The sequence below is a fragment of the Paenibacillus mesotrionivorans genome, from assembly GCF_046098205.1.
GTDB lineage: Bacteria > Bacillota > Bacilli > Paenibacillales > NBRC-103111 > Paenibacillus_AR > Paenibacillus_AR mesotrionivorans.
Genome location: NZ_JBJURJ010000007.1, coordinates 26134 through 52867, shown reverse-complemented (window position 1 = coordinate 52867; position 26734 = coordinate 26134). Strand labels below are relative to the sequence as shown.

Genomic DNA, 26734 nt, shown 5'->3' with positions numbered 1-26734 from the left:
GCTTCCGTCATGGGCCGATTTGGGCTGCTTTTGGACCCGGCATTTACGATTGGCGAAGCTTCTCCGCCATTTCATCTATTTTGCGAAGGCGGTGGTTGACGCCGGATTTGCTCACATTGCCCTTCAAATAGTCGCCGATTTCATTCAGGTTCACGTCGGGATACTGCAGCCGGATTTCCGCCACCTCCCGCAGCTTTTCCGGCAGGCTCTCCAGCCCCACCTCCCGCTGCAGGAACTTGATGTTCTCAATCTGCCGCAGCGCCGCGCCGATGGTTTTGTTTAAATTGGCCGTTTCGCAATTGACGATGCGGTTAACCGAGTTGCGCATATCCTTCATGATCCGGATATCCTCAAACCGCAGGAGTGCCTGATGGGCGCCGATGAGGCTTAAGAATTCAATGATCTTCTGGCCTTCCTTGATGTAGAACACAAACCCCTTCTTGCGTTCGATGCAGCGTGCATTCAGGTGAAACCGGTTCGCCAGGTCAACCAGGGCCTGGCAATGCTCCTCGTACATGGACGAAATCTCCAGATGATACGACGACCCTTCTGGGTTATTGACGGAACCTCCCGCCAAAAAAGCCCCACGCAGGTAGGAACGCTTGCAGCAGTTGCCTTTGATGATGCTTTTGTCGATGCCTGTTGTAAATTGGAACCCTTCGGAGACGATCCTCAGATCGGACAGAATGCCCTGCACCCCGGCCGGGATGCGGACGATGTAGACGTTGTTTTTCTTCAGGCGCATTTTTTTGCGGACCAGAAGCTCAATGTGGATATGGTACGTCTTCTTCAGCAGGGAATAAATCCGCCGGGCAATAGCCGCATTCTCTGTGGAAATATCCAGAACCACCTTCTGGCTGGATACTTGGACTGCGCCGTTCATCCGGATCATGCTGGATAATTCCGCCTTCTCGCAGCAGGCCTCTGTCTCCATTAGCGTAAGCTCCTTCTTCGTCTGCGCCGCGAAGGACATGGCCTCTCACCTCTTCTTTGACATCCAGCTCTCCACCAGCTGATAAATATGGTGGCTCAACCGTTCGGCGTCATGCCGCAGGTAGGTCCGGAACAATACAAGCCTGTCGGCAATCACCTGATAGCCTCTGCGCTTGACCTCGTCCAGATCCAGCTCTACGGCGCTTGCGCCCTGTTCGGCGTATTTCGACTCCACTTGGGGAGGAATATCGCCATTATTCACTATAACATAATCAAACAGATGATGCCCAACATGATCATGAATCGCCTGCAGATGATCGCTGACGGAATAGCCGTCGGTTTCCCCCGGCTGGGTCATGACGTTGCAGATGAAGATCTTGATGGCATCGGATTCCACCAGGGCATCGGCCACCCCAGGAACAATCAGATTCGGCAAAATACTGGTGTACAAGCTGCCCGGTCCGACCAGAATCGCATCCGTCTCACGGATGGCCTCCAGCACCTCCGGCAAGGGCTCCACATTATCCGGCTCCAGGAATACCCGCTTGATGCGGCCGCCTGCAAGTGGAATCTTGGACTCCCCTTCCACAATGGTGCCGTCCTGCATCTCCGCCTTCAGGACAATCGCCTGATTAGCGGTTGGCAGCACCCGGCCGCGTACGGCAAGCACCCGGGACAACGCCTTGATGCCGGATACGAAATCCCCCGTAATGTCATGCATCGCCGCCAAAATTAGGTTACCCAAGCTGTGGCCTGCCAATCCATTCCCGGCCGTAAACCGGTACTCCAGCATGCGGGAGAGCATCGGCTCCACATCCGCAAGCGCATTCAAAACATTCCGGATATCGCCCGGCGGCGGCATCTGCAGCTCGGACCGGAGGATGCCGGAGCTTCCTCCGTCATCGGCAACAGTAACAATGGCGGTGATATCCAGAGGCTTTTCTTTAAGTCCACGCAGCATTACGGATAATCCCGTTCCTCCGCCGATCACCACGATCCGCGGCAGCCGCCCATTGCGCTGTTGCATATAGCCCACCCCAATCTGAATAACATGGTCCATGCCAAATGTCCATAACGCGATCCCTGCCGAAGGCTGGATGCGTTATCGGACTCTTCGAATTTGTCAAAGACAAATTGAAGGCAGAAAGGCCGGATATGTTATGTAAGCCTCGAATTTGTCAAAGACAAATTGAGGGTAAATCCTTTGAACCCCTACACCTTGCGGTCCCGGTCGGCATCCCGGTGGCGGACCCGGACATCCTCCGTTTCGCTCTCCCCAAGAACCTTGCCCAGATATTCGGCAATGGCCACCGAACGGTGTTTGCCGCCGGTACACCCGATGCCGATGACCACCTGGCTTTTGCCTTCCTTGCGGTATTGGGGAATCAGGAAGTGCAGCATATCCAGAAGCTTCACCAGGAATTCCTGGGTTTCGCTCCACTTCATCACGTATTCATAGACTTCCGAATCCATCCCGGTATTGGGGCGCAATGCCTCCACATAATGGGGATTCGGCAAAAACCGCACATCAAAAATCAGATCCGCATCAATGGGAACGCCATATTTAAAGCCGAAGGAAATCACATTTAAGGACAGCTTGCTTTCCTCGACATTGGTAAACCGGGCCGCTATCCGCTCCTTCAGCTGGGCCGGCTTCAAATTGGAGGTATCGATGACCTGGTTGGCCAGGCCCTTCAGCTCCTCCAACAGCTTGCGCTCCTGGCTGATTCCCTCCAACGGGGCATCGCCTGGGGCAAGGGGGTGTCTGCGCCGGGTTTCCTTATAACGCTGCACCAGCACCGTATCCGTCGCATCCAGAAACAGAATCTCGGAACGCAGGGTGTAATTGTCCTTCACGTCCTGCAGAGATTGGGACAGGGCCTTAAAGAACTCTCTGCCCCGGAGATCGATTACAAGGGCCACACGGCCGATTTTGCCGTTGGATTGCTGGATCAGCTCGGCAAATTTGGGTATCAGGACAGGAGGCAGGTTATCTACGCAAAAGAAACCCAGGTCCTCCATGCTTTGCACGGCAATGGTTTTGCCGGCGCCTGACATGCCGGTAATGATGACAAGCATCGCCTGCTCCATCCGGTCCTCCATGGCGGGCTTCCTCCTCTTTCCTAACATTGTATGCTACGCGGACCAATGTATAACTAGTCTATTCCAGCATCAAACCGGCTGCACCTACTACACCGGCATCATTGCCCAAAGTGGCAGGAACAATGTCCACGCCGGTCTGCGCATGCTCGGGTGTATACTTCCGGAAGGTTTCGCGGATAGGCTCAAACAGGATGTCCCCAGCCTTAGAGACGCCGCCGCCAACAATAAACCGTTGGGGATTCACAATAACGGCCATGCCGGCCATAGCGCGGCCCAGGTAATAGGCAGCCCGGTTAATTATCCGCAGCGCAACCTCATCGCCGGCCTTACCGGCATCGAATACATCCTTGGCAGTAATAGGGTTCACCAGCGCCAACGCCGTGCGGTCACCACGCTCAACAGCATCCTTGGCCATCCGCACAATACCAGTAGCCGACGACACGGTTTCCAAGCAGCCCTTTTGACCGCAGGTGCAGGCTACCGCCTCCAGATCGGAAACAATGGACACATGGCCCAGCTCTCCGGCCATCCCGCCGAAGCCCTCGTAAATTTTACCATTAATTATAATGCCGCCGCCGACGCCTGTCCCCAGGGTGTAGCACACACAATTGTCGATGCCCCGTCCTGCTCCGCCCCAAGCTTCGCCCAGAGCTGCCACATTGGCATCATTGTTGATCTTAACCGGTACACCCAGCTTCTCCTCTAGAATCTGCTTGGCCGGCACATTGCGCCAGTTCAGATTGTTGGAGAACTTGATAAACCCGTTGGGGATATCCAAAAAACCGGCCATACCTGCGCCTACCCCTGCTACCTGCTCCCACTCATACGCGGATTCGGCCACTGCCGTACGTACATACTCGGCGATGCGCTCCATACCCGCTTCTGCGCCTTCCTCCGCTTTGGTCGGTGCTTCATAGGTATGCACCAGCTTGCCTTCCGAGTCACATACGCCTACCTTAATGGTGGTTCCGCCCAAATCCACACCCACATAAATCTTCTCCGACATCGAGACCGTCACCTCAAACGAATAATAGTTTTGCATCTGTTCCCACTATAAGCCAAGGCCTCCGGCAGGTCAAGAAGCGATCCTGTGCCATTTCTACGGTATTTTAACATAGCAAAAAAGCCGCCCGAAGGCGGCTCCTGCAGATGGAACCAGCAGCGGAATGCCGGTTTATCCATGCCTCCGGCCTCCGTTCAGCTGCGGGAACGCTAAAATTCCTGCTCCGGATACGGCGGGAGCACCGCCTTACGATTATTGGCCCAATGGTCAAATCCGTTGTAGCCGTACTCGTGGCTGCGGGTGTACCGGCGGAACGGTTCATCCGGACGGGGATCCCAATCCGCCAAACCGCCGGGTGCTGTGCTGCGGGGCGGGGAAGCGGCGCCTTCACCGTTGCCGTTGCAGGCGGCAGCACAATATTCAAACACGCGCGCGTCACTTACAACGGCATCGTTATAGGCAGGCTGTTCCCCTTCATAAATGAGGGCAAAGCTGCCCCCGTCTTGCTCACGGCGGTATAAGCGGTAGCCCGTTGCCCCCAGCTGCCAGCCCCATGTCAAACGGAACCCCTGCTCCGTCCGCATCACCCGAAGCCCGTCCGCCCGCTCCGGCGGCTCCCCGGTGAAGTAGACGGGATAATCCCCGCTCCAGGGCCCCTTCCGGTCACGGTTGACTGCCCGGAGCCGTATATGGCATTTGGTGCCATTGGTTCCGTTAAGCCGCCACCGTAAGGGAAACGTCGTGCTGCCCGCAATAACTGCTGCCGCCTCCGTCCAGTCCGCACCGCCGTTATGGCTTACTGCGATTTCATAACCGTCCGCTCCGGCGGCAGGCTCCCAAAGCAGCTCGGCTGAGCCGGACACAACCCGGTAGCCTGCTACCTGCACCGCTGCCGGGACCGGCAGCCGGTCCGTCCATCCCCACCGGCCGCATCCTTCCGGCAGGCGGAATGTAATACACCTGCCGCTGATGCCCGACAGCTCCACAGCAGCGCCGTCCACATACAGCCGGTACGCTCCCCTGCACAACAGGTCCGGCAGCGTGAGCTTCACAGTGGCCCCGCCGCAACCGGCATACCCGCCTGTGAGCGCTGCGCCATTGCGGGCGAAGGAGAAGCCGGCAAAGGGCAGCTCCCCGTCCACGTCGCCATCTGAACCGGTGCGAAGAACCTCCAGCACAACGCCAGCGGCGCCGATCCGTGAGCCGGCGAACAGCGCCGCCTCCGCCTTCTCCTCGCTGTATAGACGAACAATACCGGCATGGCCGGTGAAGGATATCCCGCCCTCATCAAAAACAACGGCGGCTTCATCCCGGAATACATAGTCCCGCCGGTCATTCAGTGTCACCAAAGCGCCGTACGCTGTCGCTTCTACACCCACCAAATACCCGTAATCTCCCTTGCCGTGGGGGGAAACCAACGTCAGGAAGTGCCCATTACCGTCGTAATATTTCCCCTTGGATTCATCGTTGGTATTGCGGTAAGCACCCGGACCAAGCTCGGCGGGAATACCCGGCGAAACATCGTAGCCCGGCACCCCCGGCTTCAGCTGGCAAATAGTCGGGAACGGGTCGCGCTCCTGCACGAACCAGGAAAACCGGCCCCTGACCCGCATATCACCCACTTGATCGTAGATGATGATGTAATCGCTCCCGGACATCAGCACACTCCGGGAATGGTAAGCAGGCCTGGAGTACGGGCCTGCCAGCACACGGGCAAACTGGGCGAAGCCAAGATCCAACAGGGGATCGGTCAAGTCTCGGCGGCCTATACTGCGGAACTCATGCCCGTACAGAACGCCGAAATTGCAGCAGGCCTGCACATCCCCCAGGTTATCGTCGCCCACATCCTCCTTGCGGTTGAAGCTGAGACGCTTTCCGCCTGCATAGTAGGTAATGACACCGCAGCCCCCTTGCCCTGCACGCCCCCACCGGTAATTCGGCCCTTCGTCAATCTGCTGCAGGTGAACGGAGGCTTCCGCAGCCCTGCCCACCTCAGCCCGCAGGACAAAGCCATGCCCGGTATACTTGGCTGACTGCAAGGGTGGCCGCGTCCCTGTATTGCTGTCGAAGGGCGCCTCATAGGCCGCCCGCCAAATATCCGTATCCGGCTGCCGTTCGGCAAAGCTCCGGGCATCGGCCGGACTCACATGAAGCAGATGCTCGGCCAGCAGCGGGTCAATGGCGCGCAGGCCAAACCCCGCTATGCGCAGCTCCAACGGCGCGGCGTAGTCGTCCACGTGCCCGCCTGCATGGGCGCCTTGAGTCGGAACATGGCGGCGGCCCGCCACCGGGGCGGTCAGTGCATTCAGGAGCCAGGACAGCCATTTGTTGTAATGGGGATATGCAACCGGATGCTCCCCCCACACCTTCTGGAGTGCCATAACCGGACTCAGCATCGCTCTCAGGTTATACAGGGTGTAACAAGCCAGATTTTCCGTGTGTCTGCCTCCCCGGGCACCCCAAGCAGGCACATCGGGCCGGACATGGTACTTCATATTGCGCGCCATGGCCCGCTCAAAATCCTCTTTCCAGCGGCGTGCATGGGGATGATCCGGAAACAGCGCCGCCGCCAAGGCAGGCACACTCCTCACATCCACGAGAAAATTGGGATGGCCGGCCAGCATGTTCTCCACCGGCATAAAGCACTCCTCATTATGGGCATATGCCATAAAGGCAAAAGCGGCCTTCAGCCTGCGGAACAGATCCGGCTCCATGTCCGGGGCAGCCAGATCGAAGGTAGCCGCCCAGGTATAAAACTCCCGGGCCGCAACAGGACTGAGCTCTCCGGGCTGATGCAGGCAAAACGACAACCGGTCCACAATCGCCTCCATATCCTCGGGCACCGGCTTGTGTGTCCTGTAGCCAAACCAGGTATGCATTCGCTCCGGCAGCCGATTTCCGGAGAACAGCCGCGGATATTCCGTCTGCCGTTCGTCCCAGTCCAACGTCCAATCCTTCACTTTATCCAGGGAAAGAAACTCATGCCACAGCCACAGCTCATCCGCATAGGAGCCGCCGGTCAAGGCAAGGTCCCGGTCCGCCGGGTACAACGCCACAGCCGTACACCGGCTTCCCACTGCCAGCGGATACTCCCAGAAGAGCCGCCCGCTGCGCCGGGACCAGCGGAAACGGACCGCCATCGTTTCCGGCGTGCCCCATAAGGCATAACCGCTGTCGTCCCAGCTCCCGCTGTCCTTCACGAATACAGCAGCCGTCACCCCGCCCCCGGAGAAAGCCGCCGCCTTGGCCTGCTGCCAGCAGACAGCATTATCGTAGGGCTTCAGCCGGAACGGCAAACCACCGGTTTCGTCCAGATAACGGTCAATGGGCTCTTCCCCCCGCGGCTTGGTGTACCGCCGCACCGGTGCAAACCCGTGCCACTCCACCCGCAGCACTGCATCTTCACCGGCGGCAAACCCGGACATCTCCTCCCGCAGCCCGATATACTCCATTCCGGCCGCAACCGTTATGGTGGCAAAGTACTCTGCGCCTCCCTCGAACCGGCAGATGATTTCGCACTCGGCAAAAACAGGTCCCTCCGCCGTTACCTTGCCCTCTGCGGCAAGCAGTCTGCGGCCGCCCCCGTCTATGCGGGCAACTCCCACTGCCCCAGTGTCCGCCAGACGCAGTGAGAACAGCTCACCGCCCACCAGCCGCCCCTCCGTGAGCATTACCTGCAGCTTTCCGTTATCCGCCCTCACACCTCCGTGCTCCCGTACGACAGACACCTGGCTATACTTCGCTCCTGCAGCCGGAGCCGGACCATCGAACCATTCAAACCGTCTCCGTGCGCCGGCAGGCAGGTCGGCAACCAGACAAACCTGCACTCCCGATTCTGTCCTTCTCCATTGGAAGGGCACCGTTTCCCCTTCACCGTCCGCCAGCCAGAGAGACGACGGCGCCTCTTCCCCGGACCAGGGAAAGCGGAGCAGCGTAGACGGCCATGCGTATCCGGTTATTTGGAGCCGGTCCTCCATCACAATAGACTTGCCTTTCATCCTCCCCATCCCCTTCCCCGGCAAAGCCGGAAATGGCGGCGCACCGCGATGCGCCGCCATTTCCGCCATTGTTTATTTGCTGCCCTGCACAGATTTATACAGCTCATTGGCTTCCTTCTCCAGCTGCGCACCGCCCATGTCATTCCATTGTTTGACGAATTCATCGAAGTAGGATACCGGCTTGTCGCCTCTCACAATCTGAACATAAGCATCCAGCTTCAGCTTGGTGAGATCGCCCCAATATTTGCCGGAGGATGGCAGCACATCCGACTTGCCGAAGATATCCGAAACCGGTATGTTGTACTTCTTTAAGAGCTCCACACTGCTTTTGCCCAGCGCATTCTCAAAAATAACGGGGGCCGGACCTCCGGCAAAAAGGGTATCGAAATTGTTCCGAAGCCCTTCTGTGGCAAGCTTGGCCGTGTCGTCATAAGGCGGAATAAATTTAATGCCGCTCTGCGGATCAGAAAGGGTCGTGTAATCCCAATGTTTGCCCTTCACCCCAACGGCGGAGTCAAGGAATACCTGCTCATCGTTGCGGATGGCCTCCATGATCTCAAGTACCTTCTTCACCTTCTCCGGCTGCTGCTCCATGTGCTTGCCGAAGGCAAAGGTGCTGCCCGCCGTGCCCCATGCCCAGCCCCCTTGTTGGCCACGAGGCCCCTTGGGCAGCGGCGCCACCTGGAAATCCGCCTCGGGGTTGGCTTTTTTCATGGAGCTGAAGACCGATTGCGGGTTATTCAGGTCAAATGAGGACACCGCTGTACTGTGTGTATATGCAACCTTGCCCTCCACCAGCTTCTTATCCAGATCCTTGCCGGTCACGAACTCCGGATCGATATAGCCTTTTTTGTACCAGTCCGCCAGCAGCGTCAGCGCCTCCTTGGCCTCCGGCACAACCGCTCCGTTGACCACCTTGCCGTCCTTCAGCATCCATTGGGTCGGCATTACGCCGTAGGCGCCGAAGATGGACCAGAACTGGAAGTAATACGAGTTCCCGTTGGTGGTCATGCCGTACACGCCGTTTTGCTTCAGCTTGGCGAAGGCGGCCGTCATGTCGTCGATGGTTTCCGGAATTTTTTCCACTCCCGCCTTCTTCAGCAGATCCATGCGCCAGCCTTGCTTGGCATTAAATTGTCCGGTGAAATAGGTGGTGGGCAGCCCGTAGTTTTTACCGTTCAGATTAGTGTAAAACCAGCCCTGCTTGGCAAAGCTGTCCAGCACCGCTTTGGTCTTGGGGGCACTCTGCTCAATGGTTTTCACCGGCAGCTCGGCCAGCAGCCCCTGACTGGCATATTTAAACAGCTGGTTGGGATCATATATGAACATCACATCCGGCACATCCCCCGAGGTGAGCAAAATCTGCTGCTTTTGGACATAATCGGCCTGGGGAATGGAATAATAGTTGATTTTGACATTAAACTTCTCCTGCAAATACTGGATAACATGGGAATTGGCGTTTAAATCGGCCGTAGGCACCATCCACTTGATCTCCATCGGCTTGACCTGTGCTGCAGTGGCTCCCGGCGAAGCCGACGGCCCTGCGGCCTCCCCTCCACCATTGGAGCATCCAACAAGCGCCAGCGAGCAGGCAGCCGCCAGCGGCAGCCATCCTTTAACCCCCATTTTTGTAAACATCGCATTACCCCCTGTGTGGAAATGGTTTTATTCGAGCAAACCGGTTGCGGACCGCCAAGCTGCGGTCGTACGTTAGCCCTTAACTGAGCCGAGCATGATGCCTTTGACAAAATACCGCTGGATAAACGGGTACAAAAACAGAATCGGCAGCGTCACCGCCACAATGGTAGCCGCCTTCAGCGACTCCGGGGTATACTCCTCCCGGATCCGGTTGATGTCCTCACCGGGCGTCAGCGACACCGTGGCATCCACAACCGTCCGGCGCAGAAACAGCTGCAGCACCTGCCAGCGGTTATCCTGGGTATAGATCATGGCGTCAAACCAGTGGTTCCAGTGGGCCACCCCCACCCAAAGAGCCATCACCGCCATAACAGGCACGGACAGCGGCAGTACAATCCGAAGGAGCACCCGCATCTCCGATGCACCGTCCATACGCGCCGACTCGATAATCTCCCCGGGAATACTTTCGAAGAAATTCCGCATCACAATCATATTAAAGGCCGACACCGCCCCCGGCAGAACAAGCGCCCACAAGGTATTTAGCATGCCGAGATTTTTCACCAGCAAAAACATCGGTATGGTGCCTCCGCTGAACAGCATGCTGAACACAAACAGCTTCATAATAAACCCCCGGTGCGGGAAGGTGCGCCTGGACAACGGATAGGCCACCATTGCCGTCATGGTCAATGAAATGGCAATCCCCATTCCGGTGCGGATGATGGTATTGCTATAAGCCGCCAACAGATCAGGATGCGCCAATACCTTCTGGTAGGACATCAGCGTAGGATGCAGCGGGAACCAATAGAACTTCATAGCCAGCGCATCCGCCGGTGTGCTGAGCGACAAGGTGATGATATACAACAGCGGGTAAAGCGTGGTAAGCCCAAATAGCGTCAATACTGCGGCATTCAGCACATCGAAGGTCTTTTCGCCCCAGGTTGCTTTCATCGTATCCGCCTCCCTTCCTTTACCATAGTCCCCGCTCCTTGTCGTACAGCTTCACCAGGGTATTGGCGATCAGCACCAGCACCAGCCCCACTGTGGAATTAAACAATCCGGCGGCTGTGCCCAGCTCATAATCCATGGTCAGCAGCCGGCGCAGCACGTAGGTATCGAGAATCTCCCCCACCCCCGAGGTAGGCGGCGTCACCAGGTTATAGATCTGGTCGAAACCCACTGACAGGAAGTGGCCGATATTCAGCAGGTACATAATAATGACGGTAGGCGCAATGGACGGCAGGCTGATATGCCAGATCCGCCGCCAGCGGCTTGCCCCGTCGGCAATAGCCGCCTCATAGAGGCTTGGGTCGATGGAGGCCAGCGCCGCAAAGTAGACAATGGACCCCCAGCCTGCGGATTGCCAGATGTTCGTCAGGGCCACCATGCCGTAGAAGTAGTCCGGCTCCAGCAGCCACAATTGCTGTGAGATGCCGAACATGCCCAACAGCTTGTTGAAGCCGCCTTCATTGCCCAGAAACGGGAACAGGATGCCGGCCAGCACCACCCATGAGAAAAAATGGGGCAAATACGTCACCGTTTGGATGGTCCGCCGGAACCAGGTGACCCGCAGCTCGTTGAGCAGCAGCGCCAGTATAATCGGGGCGGGAAAAACCAGCACCATTTTCAAAAAAGCGATGACCACCGAGTTCCGCAGGGCGTTCATAAAGCCATTCCCCTGGAACAGGCGCTGGAAGTTCTCCCACCCGGCCCACGGGCTGCCGAGTATACCCTCCGTAATTTGAAAATTCTTGAATGCGATGACTACGCCGTACATCGGCACGTAGCTGAACAGCAGGAATAACGCCAGCCCGGGCAGCAGCATGATGATCAGCGCACGATGCTGCTTGTATATGCGCCATTGCCGCTGCCACCGGGCTGCGGCACCCGGATGTTGGGATTCTGGCACTGCGCGCGGGATTTCCAGCCTGTTCGCTCCTCCTTTTTGCATGACCTCGCTCCTTCCTTGTGCAGCCTCTCCCGGGTTTTGGGATACACCGGGAACAACCGGCTGCCGATGACCACAGCTTACGGTGCCCCGGATATCATCACAATCATCACTTTTTCGTGGAGGCCGGAATGAAAAACGCCGTAGCTTTGAGGGGCTGCGGCGTGCTGCTGCACAGTTTAAGAGCGGTTCTGCTGGCGGTATTCTCCCGGCGTCACACCCTCCGATTTTTTGAATACCCGAATGAGATGGGTGGCATTGCCATATCCGATCTCGGAGGCTATGTCGGCGATGTTCAGCTCGGTTTTGAGCAGCAGGCTTTTCGCTTTATCCACCCGGTAACGGGTGACATATTGAATGAAGGTTTCCCCCCAATGCTGCTTGATCAGCTCGCTTAAGTAGGAAGGGCTGATGCCCAACTGCTCGGCAGCCAGCTGCAGGGACAAGTCCTGCCGGTACCGCTCCTCAATCAGTTTTTTGGTACGGTCCATAATGGTCTCCATGCGCAGTCGCTTCAGTCCGTTTAGGAAGTTGATTCCCGGCTCTACAACGGTTTCGCCAAACCAGCTGCACATGGGAGGTGAAGCATTCAATTGGGCAAATTCGGCGTACAGGCTTCGGCCGGGGAAGGTCAGAGCCAGGTCCGGATCATACTCCTGAAGCAGCCTGATAATGGAAACAAGCAGCTGCATGGCATAGGTTTTGATCAGTGCAAAAGGAAGGCGGCTGCCGTTCAGCCCGTCGAAGAAGGTTTCCAGCTCCTGAGCAGCCTGCGGTCGGTCGCCCTCGCGGATGGCCGCCAGCAGCGCCGCTTCGCATTCGGCGGGGTACGGCACAAACATGGGAGCCTTCGGTGCCTGCCCTCCGCGGATAACCTCGTTCCCGGCCTTGGGCCAATGCTCCTGAAGAGCATGCAGCGCATCCTGATACGAAACCGACAGCTCGCGGAAATCGCCAACAATCCGGCCTACGGCAATGGTCACCGTTTGCTTCAGATACGAGGATACTGCATAACGGAGCTTCTCCGCAGCCCGGACCGTCTCCCGGTCGGCCTCCGTCTCCGGCATATTCAGGATGATGGCCACATGCTGCCGGGAGAGGACCGTTTCGGTGGCGAACTTATCCCGCAGCAGCTCCTGGCTGATATTCCCCACGGCGAAAAGGAACAGCCAGGCATCCTCTCCGCTGCGGAAGCGGGCGCTTTCGCCGGTGGCATCCATCTCCGCCACCAGCACACAGAAGACCGGATCCGGGAACAGCGCCGGCTCCGCCGTTTTGTGGCGCAGCCACGGATCCATCCCGGCATGGTTGCCAAGCAGGGCGGACAGCAGGAAGTGGTCCCGCAGCACCGGCAGCTGGCTCTTCCATTGGGAGCGAACCTCACCCATCTCCTTCAACAGCGCGGCGATTCTATTCTCAATGCGGGCGAACCCCCCGGCGTAGTCGGCGTCGAAGGGTTCTTGCTCCGTCTCCCCGCCTGCTTCCTCCTTACCGCGCAGGGTCAGGAAAATCCGGCGCAGACCGGCTTGGAACTGGCGGACGTTGAAATAAGCGACAAATACGGATAACAGGGATAAGACCACAGTGGCCACTACCATCCACAGCTTGAGCAGCTGGGCGTTGCGGGATGCGGCATCTACGGGGATCAGCATAGCGTAGAGAAAGCCGTAGGCCTCCGAACGTTCGGTGGTCACGTACATGGCGCCGGCCTCCGTATCCAGCTTGACCGGACGGCTGTCAGCCGCAGCTGCTTTCCCACCCAGCATAGCGCCGATGTTGTCCGGCTCTCCCAGCCGCAGCTGGCCCGCTTGCACAATCGTCTGCCCCGCCGGAGAAAATACAAGCAGCCCGCCTCTGCTGTCAAAGGGGAAGGAACGAATCATATCGGCAATAACACCGGCCTTGACGTTAACAATAAGCGCCGCCTCGGGCTCGTCATAGAAATAAGGCAGCGGCAGCATATACGTGAGGACCTGGGAGCCTGGAGCCGCTTCAGAGCCTGTATCACGGGGAGTAATCCACAGCTTGGATTTGCGCTCCGCCGCTGCATGCTGCAAGGCTGGCAGCCAGGAGGTATCGGAAAAGCTCTCCATGTCCAGCAGGGCATTGGAGGTCAGCACCAGCTGCTGCTTCCGGTGATAAAGATACACCGAATCCACCGCATGGATGGAGGTGGAGAAATTGGACAGGTCGCGTCTAATATCATTGGCTGCCTGCAGCGTGCCCAAGAGCGGGGTTTCCTGGATCTTAACAAGCTGGAGCATCCCCGCCTGGAGCGAGAGCTGCCCCGTTACCTCCTCCGTCTGCCGGAGCAGCTGGTCCACCTGCTCCTTCATCTGGGCGATGGCCACCTCGGAGGTCCGTTTTACCTCCGCCTCGATCAGCCGGAGGCTCATGGAATAGCTGAACGTTCCAAACCCCAGCACAGGCACAATGGAAAGAAGCAAAAGCAAGGCGAGGGACCTCTGCCTAACCAGCTTGCGGACAAGTTTCATAGATGTCTCCCCTTCTTTCACATCGGGTTTTTGCCGCTTCATTATATCAAAAAAACGCTTTCATCCAAATCGTCTTCTTTTCGGAACTGCTGATACGCCGCTTTGCAGCATGCCTGCGCCATCATACGGCATGGCTAAGAGCCCGGAATATTCCAGGCTCTTGGTTGGTTTACGGTCATATATGGAGGTTTTCATATTTCAGCTGCTTTTTATTTTGCAGCCTCATGGCCGTTCTCAGCCATCATCGCCGACAGCAGCATTAGAAGCAACCCCTGCCCGTACCCCTCCGCCCGGTGCTGGGCAATAACGTGATATTCACCGGGATGCTTTTGCACTCCCGTGCCGGCGGATACGCCGCGGAGCACTCCCTCCCAATCCACGTGGGACAATGCGGCGCGCGCGGCCCGGTCAGCCATCTCCGCATACGCCTCATACTCATGGCCGAAGTGCAGCGCCCGTTTAACCGCATACGCAATGCCCGCGGCGGCGGAGGTTTCCACATAGGTTTCCGGCACGTCCATTACGGTTGTCCATAAGCCGGAAATATCCTGGTAACGCAGTAAACCCGCCAGCTGCCGGGACAGGGCAGCGCTGATCCGCTCCCGTGCCGGCTCCGTCTCCGGAAGCAGCGCCAGCAGCTCCGCCGACACAATGGCTGCCCAGGCGTTGCCCCGTGCCCACAAACACCCGATGGGGCCATTCTTCTTTTCATCCCAGCCATGGACATACAAGCCATTTTCCTGCTGCAGCTGGCGCACATGCAGGAAATATTGGGTTAGCCCTTCCTCGACCGCCTCCCGGTCCCCCAGCAAAAGCCCCGCTTTGACCAGAAACAATCCGGCCATAAACAGCGTGTCCACCCACATCTGCCCGCCGAAGCTGGTTTCCACCAGCGTGTGTTCAAACGCGCCGTTCTCCAGCCGTTCCGCCCGGCGGAGCAGAAATTCCACCCTCGATTTAATAATAGCCGCGTAACGGGGTTCCCCGGAAGCTGTATACAGCTCAATCAGCGAAAAGCAGGGCGCTGTCGCATTGACCGTTTCAAACACCTGCCCCCGGGCCAATTGACCGTCCACCCATGTCTTCAAATATTGTAGGAGCGCATCGTCTCCCGTGGTTTTCCACAACGAAACCAGCCCGTACAGCGCCACTCCCTCGCTCCAGTTCCATTCCGCCATCGGCATCCGTTTTGTTGCCTGTGAGACTTGCCCGGCTATTGCAGATAAGCTGCGTGACATCCCGGTTCCTCCTTCAGTTTCATGTACGGCTCCACCGTAAGCAAAAGCGGGTTTCGTTTCAATAGTCATTTTTTTGGAGCGATGGATGGCAATGCCCCCGGACCGGAAAGTCGGGGGCACTATGTGCCGCGGCCCGGTGTTCCGCAAATATATCATCAAAAAGTGTAAAAAACCGGCTTTTCCATACGTTATGAAAAAAAATGACGTTGGAAAAGCCGGTTTTTATTAAAGAGTTCTAAAGGTTACAATGGATGTCCAATCACTAACACCTCCGGAATTCTTGGAACGAACCCTGACTTGGTGGTAGGTTTTGGTCAACAAGCCCGACTTCGTGTAGGATGTACCTGAAACAGAAATAACAGTTCCATCAACTTCAAGATCATAGCCGGTTGCTCCAGCTACTGCACCCCAGGAGATTTGCAAACTTGTGGTAGTAGCAACTGCAGTGGGTGAATTCGGTTTTGCCGGAGCCATAAATCTAGTTACAGGTGAAGACCAATCACTTGAGTTAGTGGAGGACACAGCCTGTACCTGATAAGTATGAGAGCTTCCAGGCGAACCCGAGATAAAGAATGAATTTGAATTGGTAAAAACGGTATACGACTGATAAGAAGAACTCGATAATTTCACATTGTATCCTGTTGCCCCTGACACATTGGGCCAGGTTAGAGAAATGGAATTGCTTGTTGATGTTCCAGTAGCTACAGGAACGACCAATTTTGTTGCTATGTTGGATAACGTCTCGCTCCATTCACTTACCCCGCTACTGTTTTTAGACCTAACACGCAGAACCAGACTCGTATTGGGCTGCAATCCCGTTTTAGTCAAGCTTGTTCCCGAGACTGAACTAATCGTTCCGTTGAGCTCCACATCATAGCCTGAAGCTCCCGGCGATGATGTCCAGTTCAAGGTAAATGAATTAATCTGCACGTTAACTCCAATGATGGCCGGTATTGCTGGAGCTGTAGTTTTATTCATTACAGATGTCCAAGTACTAGTCGTATTTGCATTATAGGCATATATTTGAACCGTATGAGCCGTGTTTGGCGACAATCCTATTATCGTATATGACAGAGCATTGGTCTCATAAATATAACCGTCGTCCAGTTTGATGCGGTATCCCGTCGCCCCGGACACCTGATTCCACGCAAGCGTTATTGAACTACTATTGACTGTTACGCTGCTTATTACCGGAACATTCAATAGAGTATATGCGGTTACCGAAGGACTCCAAGAACTGCTTCCGTTATTATTTTTGGACCGAACACGAATGGTCAATCCGGTGTTCTGGGAAAGACCTGACTTTTTGTAGGAGGGGGATGAGACTGTAGCCACCACTACTCCATTAACCTCCACATCGTAGCTGCTAGCTCCAGACACTGCCATCCAAGTAACAGATAAATCCGTTAGTGTTGCAGAAGCAGTGGGTGCAGTCGGTGTAGGGGGGGAAGTATACTTTTGTGCGGTTATGCTCCATTTACTGGAATTAGTCCCCGTAATAGCCTGCACACTATAGCTATGACTAGTATTTGGGTATAATCCGGGGTGAATATAAGAGCAACTGTCTCCGTTACTAACAACAACTCCATCAGCAGAAACCAAGTAAGCGGATGCTCCCAAAACAGGTGACCAGCTTAGGATAATACTGTTATCGAGAGAGCTTGCTGTAACTATTGGAGTAGTCAGCAATGTTGCCACAACGGTTGCTTCACTCCAGTCATAAACTTGCTCAGCTGTTTTCCAGCGAACACGAATGGTATAGACAGTATTCGGAGACAATCCAGACTTGGTGTAGATATTCTGTTGGGTCTTAATGACTTCTCCATTAATTTCAAGTTCGTACCCAATAGCTCCCGAGACTTCGTTCCATGATATGGAAATAGAAGTGTCAGCCGGGACGACAACCGGCTTGTCTGTGCTCATAATCAAGGTAGAGGTAGTACATTCTTCACTCCATTCACTGGAATTGTTTGTAGATAAGGCCTTAATCTGATATCGATGTTGAGTATTGGGAACTAGCCCCTCATGTATATAGACAGTTGCATTTTCAACATCCTTCTCCAAGCCATCTATCAATAACCTGTAGCCCTGTGCATCAGGAACGGCTAACCATTCCAGCGTGATAGAAGAACTGGTGGAAGAAGTGCTGTCAATAGTAACCGATGCCAGCCTGGTCAAAGCTTGAATCGGAGTTCCCCAATCTCCAGTTCCGATGTCGTTTCTGGCACGTATACGAATCGTATGGCTGGAATTAGGAGAAAGCTCTTCCTTCTTGTAGCTTTCCCCGGATACTGATTCCACCGTTCCGTCAAACTCGACATCATATCCGACTGCACCAACAACAGGCGGCCACTTAACCTCAATGAATGAGCTTCCAGAGATTGAACTAGCATTGGGGCGGCCAGGCGCTGTTGACGTGCTCATCATCTCGCTCCAGTCGCTCCAATTCGTAGGCAACACAGCTTGCACCTGATAGGAATGAGGGGAGTTGGGCTCCAGGCTGCTATCCGTAAACGATGTCACACCGCCAAGCTCAATTACCCGATCATCCGCTTTAATGTTATACCCAGTCGCCCCAGAAGTCGCAGTCCAACTCAAGGTAATAGATGAAGCGTTCGAGATATCCCTTTTGAGCACTGGAGTTACAAGCCTTGTTTGCACCTTCAACGGAATGCTCCAATCACTATAACCGCTCTTGCCAATAGAACGGACCCGAATTTCATAGAGGCTGTTTGGCAGAAGCCCTGTTTGAAGGAAGCTGTTTCCACTTGCCGCGCCAACAATGCCATTCACCTCAACCTCGTAACTGTCGGCTCCAACAATTGAGGCCCAGTTAAGCTGAATGGACGAACTGGTAGAACTGCTATCGATCAAACGGGGAACATCTGGCAATGTGAAGAAGGGTACTTTTGTCCAAGCACTGGCATTGTCAGCTGATACCGCCTGGACTTGGAATATATGCTCTACGCCTGCAGAAAGGCCTCTTGCGTAATATGAAGTCCCGGAAATCCTCTCCACCGCTCCATTATCCACTTGGATGAAATAGTGAGTTGCACCAGGGACTCCATCCCAAGATAATATTGCTTCAATTTCACGAACAGTTAAACGAGCTACAGGCATGGGTAAAGGAGTATGCGCCACTTTGGTAAATAGAGAGAGCTTCTGCGTTCCATCTCCCAAACTACCATACAAGTTTAACCCTGAACCATATAGGTCGTCATCATTTCGATAAGCAATAAGGTGATTTTCACTGCCTATCGCCAATGTTTTAAATCCTTCCATGGAATTAATAACTTGGGGAGTTGCTTTAGACATCAAAGTCGGATAAGGATTGTCTGATCCCTGTGTTTCAAGCCCATAAAGCCGACCCCAGTTCCATATTACACCCAACTGGTCAATTGCTTTACTGGAATTTTCTTTAGCAAATATCTTGCGTATAGGTGGAATCCCTTCAACAAGGACAGGTGTATCATGATAGTTTGACCCCTCTTTGATTCCAATACCCAATTGCCCATCCTGATTCTTTCCCCAGGCCCATACAGTACCATCATGCTTAAGTGCCAGATAGTGATCTGCTCCGACGGCAATATCGATAACATCCTGGAGCACAAGTTTAGAGTATGAGATCTGCCCCGAATTTTTAGTAAAGAATACATCACCCGAATCCGTCAAAATTGCTTTGTCGTAAACAGCTGATGAGTATTCAGTTTTTATCAATGGCCAATCATACTTAACATCTCCAGTTTGGTTAATGGCAACAATTCTGGAATAAACACCTCCATAACCAAACCCTTCCGTATTTTCTTGCCCTAATAATTGAGGAATAGTTTCAGAATTTCCCCATCCCCAGAGAGTTCCATCTTGTTTTATTGCCATACTGTATCCATTGCCGGCACGAATATGGATAACCTTATCAAAACCCTCCACTTGAACAGGGGTGGAACGATTCATCGTTGTCCTATCACCAAGCTCCCCATTTTCATTTCTTCCCCAGGCCCATACAGTCCCATCCTCCTTCAACAACAGACTATGCGAACCGGATCCGGCAACCTCGCCCGAAACAGCAGCAGGCTCAACCCGAAGCCACCCTGCTTCCGACCAATCTGACCAGTAATCATCAGAATCCTTAACCCGCACCCTATACTGCATGATCTGATTCTCAGGCAAATCCTCTGTATGAATGCGGTAGCTCCAGGCAGAGGAGGAAGACACTCGGTTTTGAATACCGGTGTCAAAAACAATTTGTTCTCCACGTTCATCTAGGACTTGAAGCTGGTAAGCTGTAAAAACGGTCTGGACTGCATCCTCAAGGTGCCAATATACCCTGCCGTCCGCTATTGTCACTTCATAAGGAGCATTTAAAGTACCCTTGGTTGCGGAAATAAAAGCGGTTAAGGGTTTTGTGTTATATAGCATTTTCGTAGATCCATAGTATGTTTCTGTTGTCCCGTTTCCGTGCTCCCCCCTATAGTTTCTGCCATAGGTCCAAATTGCCTGCTTATCACCCTCCTTTGCAATTACATAGCTGTAGCGGTTTCCTGAAAGAGAGGAGGCTTGCCCAATCTTCTCTTTCCTTGGCACATCAATATAGAGTTGATTTTCTGACAAAGCTCCGTCTCCAGCCCTGTATACATATTCAGTGTGCAAACCCCAAATCCAAACCTCCCCCTGGTCTGATAAAGCAAAGTTAGTTTTTTCCACGAATCTCTCCTCATCAGTAGCAATTGCAATAATTTTTACGTTTTCAGGAAATGTGACCTTGGACACTTGATATTGATTGTTGTTTATTTCCGGCTCCCAAACAGTGCCATCCTCCTTTAAGAATAAGGTTGAGGAGCTACCAGCTACTACAGAAATGTTATCGATTCCGGAAATCTGATTGAATCTATAATAAAGGTCCTCTGTCCAGGCAGTTCCGTCTCGTTTCAGTACAATTCCATTATAAACTCCAATAGCGTCAGTAATATTCAATTGCTCAAGCGTTCTTTCAAAACCCCACTTCCATACAGTTCCATCTGCTTTAACAGCGTATATGCTGCTACCGTTCGCATCAATGGCATTAACAGAATCCAGTCCCGGAATTTGTACGGGCAACGAGTTGATAACCGGAACAGGAACAATATATCCGTATCCCTTTTGATTGCCCCAAACCCAAACTGTCCCGTCCCGTTTTAACGCAACACTATAATTAATGTCTTCGCCATATTCGTCGTAGGCTCCTGCAGACACAGCAACCACTGAATCCAGTCCTTTCACCTTTCCAGCAGTGGTTTTCACGCTGGCCATTGTTCCATCACCGGCTTGACCATTTCGGTTATTTCCCCATGCCCAAACAGTACCATCCATATGCAACAGCAACGTAGAGCCGTTACGATGAGAAATCGGATTATTAGTCAGAACCTCTATAGGGGCAGACAATGCGGAAAGGTTGCCCGCTTCATCTCTCGCCCTCACTTGAATATGGTGATAGGTGTTCGTTCTAAGTGAATGCAATCCAACCACTGTTTTGGACTCATCCCTTGTCCAAGTATCATTGACATGTATTTCATAGGTAATTTCACTTAAATTATCTGCGGCAGCCTGAAATTCAAAATAGGCGCTTGTTTCATTCTTTCCGGTAAGTTCCAATTCTGTAGGTGTGGAAGGAGGCGTCCTATCAATTTTGACATTGATAGACACGAGTTGGCTGATATTCCCGGCTACATCCAGGGTCCTGGCATTTACGGAATGTACACCCTCTTCATGAATGAGGATAGGGTTCACATAGTCCTTCCAAGTATCCTGTTCCCCAATTCGATACTGACTTTTGAGAACACCGCTTAATACATCAGTACCTGCAGTCAGCGTAACGGCAACATCCTGGTTGGTCCATCCGCTTTGAGATGGTGCCAGTGCTGGAACTGATGGGGCAGTCTTGTCAATCCTCACCGTTGTCCAAGCTTCTGTACTGATATTGCCTGCATGGTCCAGCGACCTTGCAAAAATGTCATACTCGCCATCAGCTTCCAAAGATACTTTTACTGAATAATCCATCCAATTTCCGGCTGAACCAATTTTATATTGAGTCTTCTTAATCCCGCTTCGGTCATCCGTCCCCTGAATCACTTCCATAACCACGGTTTGGTTCGTCCACTCTTTAGTGGAAACTTCAATTCGAGGTGAAGTCGGAGCAACTTTATCAATCTTTACCGAAATGGCAGATTCCCTGCTCAAATTTCCGGCAATATCCACTGCGCGCGCCTGAATTTCAGTTAGGCCTTCCGCTGTTATCACCATAGGTCCGCTGTAGGTGGCCCAATTTTCAGTAGGACCCAGCTTGTATTGAAGCTCCTTTAGACCGCTTCCGAAGTCCAGACCACCAGTAAGCTCCACTGTCACATCCTGAAAGGTCCAATCGGTTGTAGTGGCCTCAATCGTAGGTACGTTAGGAGCTACTTTATCGATAAGAACAGTAACATTTACTTCTTCACTGACATTTCCCGCCCAGTCGAGAGTCCGCGCAAAGATAGTATTTGCCCCATCATCTGATACTGTAAATGGTTCCGTGTAATCGTGCCATTGGCCTTCAGCTCCGATTTTGTATTGGCTTTTGTGGGCACCGCTTCCCATATCCTCCCCATGGATAATGGTCAGTAGAACATCTTGATTGGTCCAATCAGTAGTGGTTGGGACAATCAAAGGTTTTCCAGGCGCAGTCATATCAATTTGAACAATCTGAGTACGACGTTCTTCAATATTCCCAGAATAGTCCATAGCAAAATAAGTTATTTCATGTCCTCCTGCACCTTCAACCGTGAAAGGTGCCTTATACTCCGTTTCGGGTCCCCCATCAAGTTGATAATAGATGCCTGAAACCCCGCTGGCTGCATCTGTTGCCGACAATGAAATGACCGCACCTCCCCCGGTCCAGTTGTTGTGTAAAGCGGGTTCAATCAAAAGGATAGAAACAGGAGGAACCTCATCATTCATTAGTTGATCAAACGGAATTTGTTGACCAGGGTGAAGCACCGTAGTTTGCCCATCGCCGCGGAAGTCATAGAGAATATTAACGTCCTTGTTATCTTCGATTAACGCATTAAACGAAAAGGAAAGCTTCGTTCCGTTTATAATCCTCACATCAATAATTGTGTTGGCAGTAATCGGCTTGTCTTTTTCATAGTCGATGAAATCTATATCCATCGTTCCAGTGTCATAGCCATTAATATTAATATCAAGATTAACTCCCTCAGGAACAAATAGTGTTTTTGTTTCTCCGATAATGTCATAACTTAATTCCGATATATTGTTTACCAGAGATCCATTTTCATCAAGGCCAGCATAATTTCCATTGGCATCGTGAACAGATACATTTACTGGGCAGTTAATAGTCAGGCTGGTTCCGCCTACTATTGGGATTTGATCAGGATCAGTAATAAATTGTTGGGTAGTTGCTCCCGTTAAAACTATTTCTTTGATAGCAGAATTAACCTTACCGTCTCCAACAATAGAAGTATGCATCCTTCCAACATAATATACATTAGTATCGCGTTCAAAACGGAAAGAAGCGCTCTTCAGCGGCACCACTCCATCTCCAACCCCATGATAAAAGGTGTCTTTATAAGGGATGGGGAAGTTAATTGGGGCATTTTCATAACCGTATCTATACTTATAGCTCCTACTCATACCTATAATATCGGCCCCTGGATCGGCTTTTTCCCATAAATCTGGATTGGAACTTTCAAAATTTCTTTTATAACCCGCAAATACAAACTTTTTGATTTCCGGCTTAACATAATGTCCGCTATCCTCAATAAAACTTCTGAATGTTCGGCCCCTTTCAATTAATTTAGAATTGAAACTTTCATTATTATCCATATATATAAGCAGTTCGGAATAATTCTGTACACTTTTATTATCTGTATAGAACGCTTGTTGCCCTAACTTATCTTGATAAATAGTGTTGTACAGTTCTCCTGGCATTAATTGATACACAGATGCCATATTATGAAGGAAAGGCTTGATAACCCCACTGTTTATGGCATCAGTAAAAAATCCATTTGAGTTAATAATACCAAGGTCATCACCCATCTCAATTCCTTTGAATCCATAGAAAGTTCCTAAAGATGGGGGAGCAATATTAATCAAAGAATCAATGTTCATTCCTTGTTCATATTGATGATCCAATAAGAATTTTCTTACAGGCAATGCCCCCATACTATAAGTAACTATCGATATAGGTTGGCCATGTGTTTTTTGTAACGCTCTCTCCACAGTTGAAGCTATAGCATTTTGTACCTCATTGCTTGTAACATCTAATCTCCAGTCATAGGCTACTTCTGCTACATTTATTCCTTCGCGTCGTAAATTATAAAGTAACGTTCCAACATCCTTGGCAGGTCCATCTTGAATAATACCGAAAGTGGATACATCATTGTAGGAATTGCCGTTATTATCCATTAATAATATGGAGGTTAGTTTACTGACAATGGTGGATAGATTCATCTCAGTAACAACTCGATTAAATTTTTTCATTTCACCATAACTGTCTAAAAGTTCATCAGGTATCCAAGCAGTTTGTCCACCACTTTTTAACCTCGTATTTAAAAATCCTGGTACAAAAACAACCGTTGGAGTAGCTATATAGATATCTGTAAAAGAGTGCGGAGTTATCATTTCTTCTGTCTTATTTCCATTTCCATCTACAGCAACAATACTAATTCGATGCCATCCCGAAGTATAAGCAAGCCATGAAAACGTACCATACCCACCAATTAACTTGTCGGTAACAGAACTATTCAATTTGCATTCAATATTGTTATTATTTAAATCAAACTGACTTTCTGGATCATTTGCTTGGTAGATACGAAGATACATCTCACTAATTCCGCCATCATCAAAAGCAGAAAAAGAAATGGGAATTTCATAATTGCTCATTAATCGGGCGCTCTGATCATAACTAAGCCCTACTCTGGGTGGTGTTATATCTGGATTTACATAGAATTTTTGGCCAGTGCTGTACCAAGAACTGTTCCCCGCTTCGTCATACGCTACTACCTTAAACCTGTAATAGCCTCCATTCTGAGTAGGAGTCCAGTCTATAGAACTTGTCATGTTAGTTGAAACGGGGGAATTGGGAGTTTCCCCAATATAATAATCCGATCCCCATTCTCCATTACTCAATTCAATGCTGTACCAAAAAGTCATTTTTTTGACACCGCGATTATCACTTGCTGAGGCACGAAGTGTAATCGGTTTATAAAGTTCAAAGTATGTTTGATCGGGCTTAAGTGATTGAATGTTAGGCTTTTCTGTATCGGGTCCTACGGGAGGCTCCAAAATTACATCCCACTTTATAGCCGAATCTTTCGGGCAGCCGTATATACCACCAGAAGTATCAAAGCAAGGCGATATTTTAACTGTATATGTCCCAACAGGCGTTGAAGCATTCGTAATGAAATCATGAAAAAGCAATGAACCAGCTGGCAGCAGACCCGTACCGGAAGAAACATACTTTTCTTGTATTTTTACATTTTCCGAATTAAATACACCTGTATAATAATCTACAATATCATCCTCCGAAGTTACAGAAAAGCGTGTGATTTGTCCCTGTTTCATAGTATAAGGATCTTGGGGTGTTTTATTTAAATAAGACAACTTAGTAAAGAAATTTCCATAAACAGCCCCACTTACTGTCCCTTCGAAATCAACAGTAACGTCCCTTGGAAATTGACCTTTTACTGCACCTAAAGGATTTACCAAGCCGTATCCAAACATATTTTGTTCGCCAATGGCAGTTGACGAATTGAGCAGAGCAGTTCTTACCATTTCAGCATTCCAATCAGGATGATAGGACCACAGAGCTGCTGCTGAAGCTGTAACCTGTGCCGCTGCATATGAAGTCCCTGATACTAATCGGTATGAAGAATTTAATGTTGTTGTGTAAATATTTGAACCGAATGAAACCAATTCAAGCTTATCGCCATAGTTAGAGAATGGTGCCAGAGTTAAATCATTGTTCACTGCACCAACTGCCATAACGGAAGAATAGGCAGCAGGATATTCAATAGTAGACTGTCCTTTATTTCCTGATGCAGAGACAAGCAAAATGCCGGCATCCCAAGCGGCTTGGGTGGCGCTTTGAAGTGCTTGTCCATTCTCCTTTCCCCCAAAGCTCATATTAAGGATATTGATATGATTTTCAATTGCCCAATCAATTGCCGCAATAATGTCACTATGTGACGCAGTACCGCTTGCATTAAATGCTTTCAACGCGTAAACTTCTGCGTTTGGTGCCAGTCCTTTTATACCAAAATCATTGAGTTGAGCCGCAATAATACCTGCAATTTCCGTGCCGTGCCCATTGGCATCATTATATGTATCATCCAGTAAAGAAACACCGCCACTAACGAGAAGATCAGGATGATGGATATCTATTCCGGAATCAATAATTCCAACCCTTATCCCCTGACCATTAGCTTTCATACTAAACAACTGCTCTCCGTTTAATCCCTCATAAGACAGCGTAGTGGCCTCATTCGAAGAGTTCTCCACCCCAGAAAGGGAAACCGAATAATCTGGTTCAACATTAATGATATCTGGATTCATCCTCAATTCTGCTAATTCCGGTTCAGATAAGAGCATGAGTTCCTGAGGAATATTTTTGAAGCTTCTTAACACTTTGCTAGTCTCACTTTTTCGAAAAAACTTCATTGCCTTTTTATTTTGTTTTCTATCAATAGAAGCATAAGTGACTATATACTTTAAAGTTGGCAATTTATTATATGTATCGGTTGTTACGGATGTGGAAGGAAATAGTATAGGGGTAGAACTATACGTACCAGAAATTACAGTAGGTTCAGTATATGTAGAATTGGCTACAGAAGAGACTTGATCTTTAAAATAAGGCACTTCATCTTGATTTAGATTTGCCATATCTAGATTATCTGCATAAGCACTACTTATTAAATTACTTAGAACCAGAGGAGATAATTCCATTATTATCAATAACATGCACATAAATAAAGATATCAGTTTTTTCAATTGTTTCTTTCCTCCTTAGAGATAGTCATAATGTTACTTGCATTTTTATCATTTAAAATTATACAATAATTGTATAAAATCTAATGTTTGGAGGGGGGGATTAATGAATAAAAAGCGGGACTTTATCGTATTCATTCTAATTTTATTCTTGAAAAGCTCGCACACATTGACTCTTCTCTCTGAGATAACTTTTAATAAAGCCAACTATCATACTCTATATAGGATAAAACAAGTCCGTAATACTTAACGATGATCAACTAAAGGTTTGGCACAATTGGGCGATTCCCATTTAGACCGAAAAAGGGGACAAGATCATTAATACTTATAGTAATGAAGTAGTCGTTACATTTATTGATAACAAG

At 51.2% G+C, this 26734-nt stretch carries 11 protein-coding genes; all 11 read right to left on the bottom strand.

Annotated features, from left to right (window positions below):
• Positions 1 to 43 precede the first annotated feature (43 nt).
• The 11 genes from whiA to ACI1P1_RS11785 all read right to left on the bottom strand — a co-directional run bounded on the left by whiA (position 44) and on the right by ACI1P1_RS11785 (position 26372).
• Positions 44 to 973 (bottom strand): DNA-binding protein WhiA, encoded by a 930-nt coding sequence (gene whiA / locus ACI1P1_RS11835; protein ID WP_416216598.1) that lies wholly within the window; start codon positions 971 to 973, stop codon positions 44 to 46.
• 6 nt (positions 974 to 979) lie between these two features.
• Entirely contained in the window at positions 980 to 1960 is a 981-nt protein-coding gene (locus ACI1P1_RS11830; RefSeq protein WP_416216597.1) for a gluconeogenesis factor YvcK family protein, read from the bottom strand.
• Between the two features lie 185 nt (positions 1961 to 2145).
• Positions 2146 to 3036, bottom strand: a complete 891-nt coding sequence (rapZ, locus tag ACI1P1_RS11825) for an RNase adapter RapZ (protein ID WP_416216596.1) — start codon at positions 3034 to 3036, stop codon at positions 2146 to 2148.
• 58 nt (positions 3037 to 3094) lie between these two features.
• A complete protein-coding gene (locus ACI1P1_RS11820; protein ID WP_416216595.1) occupies positions 3095 to 4042 on the bottom strand; it encodes an ROK family glucokinase in 948 nt (315 codons plus the stop codon).
• Between the two features lie 206 nt (positions 4043 to 4248).
• A complete protein-coding gene (locus ACI1P1_RS11815) occupies positions 4249 to 8037 on the bottom strand; it encodes a fibronectin type III domain-containing protein (protein ID WP_416216594.1) in 3789 nt (1262 codons plus the stop codon).
• Positions 8038 to 8109: 72 nt separating this feature from the next.
• Entirely contained in the window at positions 8110 to 9675 is a 1566-nt protein-coding gene (locus ACI1P1_RS11810) for an extracellular solute-binding protein (RefSeq protein WP_416216593.1), read from the bottom strand.
• 72 nt (positions 9676 to 9747) lie between these two features.
• Positions 9748 to 10623 (bottom strand): carbohydrate ABC transporter permease, encoded by an 876-nt coding sequence (locus tag ACI1P1_RS11805; protein WP_416216592.1) that lies wholly within the window; start codon positions 10621 to 10623, stop codon positions 9748 to 9750.
• A gap of 19 nt (positions 10624 to 10642) precedes the next feature.
• A complete protein-coding gene (locus ACI1P1_RS11800) occupies positions 10643 to 11623 on the bottom strand; it encodes an ABC transporter permease (protein WP_416216591.1) in 981 nt (326 codons plus the stop codon).
• 176 nt (positions 11624 to 11799) lie between these two features.
• A complete protein-coding gene (locus ACI1P1_RS11795; RefSeq protein WP_416216590.1) occupies positions 11800 to 14115 on the bottom strand; it encodes a helix-turn-helix domain-containing protein in 2316 nt (771 codons plus the stop codon).
• A 209-nt stretch (positions 14116 to 14324) separates the two neighbouring features.
• Positions 14325 to 15353: a glycoside hydrolase family 88/105 protein gene (locus ACI1P1_RS11790; protein ID WP_416216589.1), complete on the bottom strand. Its 1029-nt coding sequence runs from the start codon at positions 15351 to 15353 to the stop codon at positions 14325 to 14327.
• A gap of 225 nt (positions 15354 to 15578) precedes the next feature.
• Positions 15579 to 26372: an OmpL47-type beta-barrel domain-containing protein gene (locus ACI1P1_RS11785; protein ID WP_416216588.1), complete on the bottom strand. Its 10794-nt coding sequence runs from the start codon at positions 26370 to 26372 to the stop codon at positions 15579 to 15581.
• Between the last annotated feature and the right edge of the window lie 362 nt (positions 26373 to 26734).

What these genes read in the sequence shown, in the direction of transcription:
- ACI1P1_RS11795 (WP_416216590.1), bottom strand. Translation starts at nt 14,115, where the DNA reads ATGAAACTTGTCCGCAAGCTGGTTAGGCAGAGGTCCCTCGCCTTGCTT.
- ACI1P1_RS11790 (WP_416216589.1), bottom strand. Translation starts at nt 15,353, where the DNA reads ATGTCACGCAGCTTATCTGCAATAGCCGGGCAAGTCTCACAGGCAACA.
- ACI1P1_RS11820 (WP_416216595.1), bottom strand. Translation starts at nt 4,042, where the DNA reads ATGTCGGAGAAGATTTATGTGGGTGTGGATTTGGGCGGAACCACCATT.
- ACI1P1_RS11805 (WP_416216592.1), bottom strand. Translation starts at nt 10,623, where the DNA reads ATGAAAGCAACCTGGGGCGAAAAGACCTTCGATGTGCTGAATGCCGCA.
- ACI1P1_RS11830 (WP_416216597.1), bottom strand. Translation starts at nt 1,960, where the DNA reads ATGCAACAGCGCAATGGGCGGCTGCCGCGGATCGTGGTGATCGGCGGA.
- ACI1P1_RS11815 (WP_416216594.1), bottom strand. Translation starts at nt 8,037, where the DNA reads ATGAAAGGCAAGTCTATTGTGATGGAGGACCGGCTCCAAATAACCGGA.
- rapZ (WP_416216596.1), bottom strand. Translation starts at nt 3,036, where the DNA reads ATGGAGGACCGGATGGAGCAGGCGATGCTTGTCATCATTACCGGCATG.
- ACI1P1_RS11810 (WP_416216593.1), bottom strand. Translation starts at nt 9,675, where the DNA reads ATGTTTACAAAAATGGGGGTTAAAGGATGGCTGCCGCTGGCGGCTGCC.
- ACI1P1_RS11800 (WP_416216591.1), bottom strand. Translation starts at nt 11,623, where the DNA reads ATGCAAAAAGGAGGAGCGAACAGGCTGGAAATCCCGCGCGCAGTGCCA.
- whiA (WP_416216598.1), bottom strand. Translation starts at nt 973, where the DNA reads ATGTCCTTCGCGGCGCAGACGAAGAAGGAGCTTACGCTAATGGAGACA.